Annotated in this window: 1 rRNA gene; it reads left to right on the top strand. The window is 50.2% G+C overall.

Annotation, left to right across the window (positions count from 1 at the left end):
* Nucleotides 1-207: 207 nt before the first annotated feature.
* Nucleotides 208-1766, top strand: a 16S ribosomal RNA gene (locus tag C683_RS02705).
* The last annotated feature ends 55 nt before the right edge of the window (nucleotides 1767-1821 follow it).

The following is a 1821-nucleotide window of genomic DNA, read 5'->3' as shown; positions in this document are numbered from 1 at the left end:
AAAAAAGTTGTTGACAAGGACTTGCGAGTTTGATAATATAAAGAAGTCGCAAGACAAGAAGTTAGATCTTTGAAAACTGAACAAAGACAATTACGAACCAAATGTGTAGGGTTATAAATACTTCGTATTTATAATAATAACGGATAACAAGCGTAATAACGCTAGTCAATTAATTTTGAGCAAAACAGTTTTAAACTGTATCATATTTTTTATGAGAGTTTGATCCTGGCTCAGGACGAACGCTGGCGGCGTGCCTAATACATGCAAGTCGAACGCAAAACTTTTAACTGATGCTTGCATCGACCTAAAGTTTTGAGTGGCGGACGGGTGAGTAACACGTGGGTAACCTGCCCATCAGAGGGGGACAACACTTGGAAACAGGTGCTAATACCGCATAATACAGAGAACCGCATGGTTCTTTGTTGAAAGGCGCTTCTGGTGTCGCTGATGGATGGACCCGCGGTGCATTAGCTAGACGGTGAGGTAACGGCTCACCGTGGCAATGATGCATAGCCGACCTGAGAGGGTGATCGGCCACATTGGGACTGAGACACGGCCCAAACTCCTACGGGAGGCAGCAGTAGGGAATCTTCGGCAATGGACGAAAGTCTGACCGAGCAACGCCGCGTGAGTGAAGAAGGTTTTCGGATCGTAAAACTCTGTTGTTAGAGAAGAACAGGAGCGATAGTAACTGCTCGCTCTTTGACGGTATCTAACCAGAAAGCCACGGCTAACTACGTGCCAGCAGCCGCGGTAATACGTAGGTGGCAAGCGTTGTCCGGATTTATTGGGCGTAAAGCGAGCGCAGGCGGTCTTTTAAGTCTGATGTGAAAGCCCACGGCTTAACCGTGGAGGGTCATTGGAAACTGGGAGACTTGAGTGCAGAAGAGGAAAGTGGAACTCCATGTGTAGCGGTGGAATGCGTAGATATATGGAAGAACACCAGTGGCGAAGGCGGCTTTCTGGTCTGTAACTGACGCTGAGGCTCGAAAGCGTGGGGAGCAAACAGGATTAGATACCCTGGTAGTCCACGCCGTAAACGATGAGTGCTAAGTGTTGGAGGGTTTCCGCCCTTCAGTGCTGCAGCTAACGCATTAAGCACTCCGCCTGGGGAGTACGACCGCAAGGTTGAAACTCAAAGGAATTGACGGGGGCCCGCACAAGCGGTGGAGCATGTGGTTTAATTCGAAGCAACGCGAAGAACCTTACCAGGTCTTGACATCCTCTGACAACCCTAGAGATAGGGCTTTCCCTTCGGGGACAGAGTGACAGGTGGTGCATGGTTGTCGTCAGCTCGTGTCGTGAGATGTTGGGTTAAGTCCCGCAACGAGCGCAACCCTTGTCGTTAGTTGCCATCATTCAGTTGGGCACTCTAGCGAGACTGCCGGTGACAAACCGGAGGAAGGTGGGGATGACGTCAAATCATCATGCCCCTTATGACCTGGGCTACACACGTGCTACAATGGACGGTACAACGAGCAGCGAACTCGCGAGGGCAAGCGAATCTCTTAAAGCCGTTCTCAGTTCGGATTGCAGGCTGCAACTCGCCTGCATGAAGCCGGAATCGCTAGTAATCGTGGATCAGCATGCCACGGTGAATACGTTCCCGGGCCTTGTACACACCGCCCGTCACACCACGAGAGTTTGTAACACCCAAAGTCGGTGCGGTAACCTTTTGGAGCCAGCCGCCTAAGGTGGGATAGATGATTGGGGTGAAGTCGTAACAAGGTAGCCGTATCGGAAGGTGCGGCTGGATCACCTCCTTTCTAAGGATTAGGAACTACACATCGTAACTTTGTTCAGTTTTGAGAGATTTAACTC

The sequence above is a fragment of the Catellicoccus marimammalium M35/04/3 genome (assembly GCF_000313915.1).
Classification (GTDB): domain Bacteria; phylum Bacillota; class Bacilli; order Lactobacillales; family Catellicoccaceae; genus Catellicoccus; species Catellicoccus marimammalium.
The sequence above is the reverse complement of the archived record's forward strand: the minus strand, read 5'-3'. Positions and strand labels throughout refer to the sequence as shown.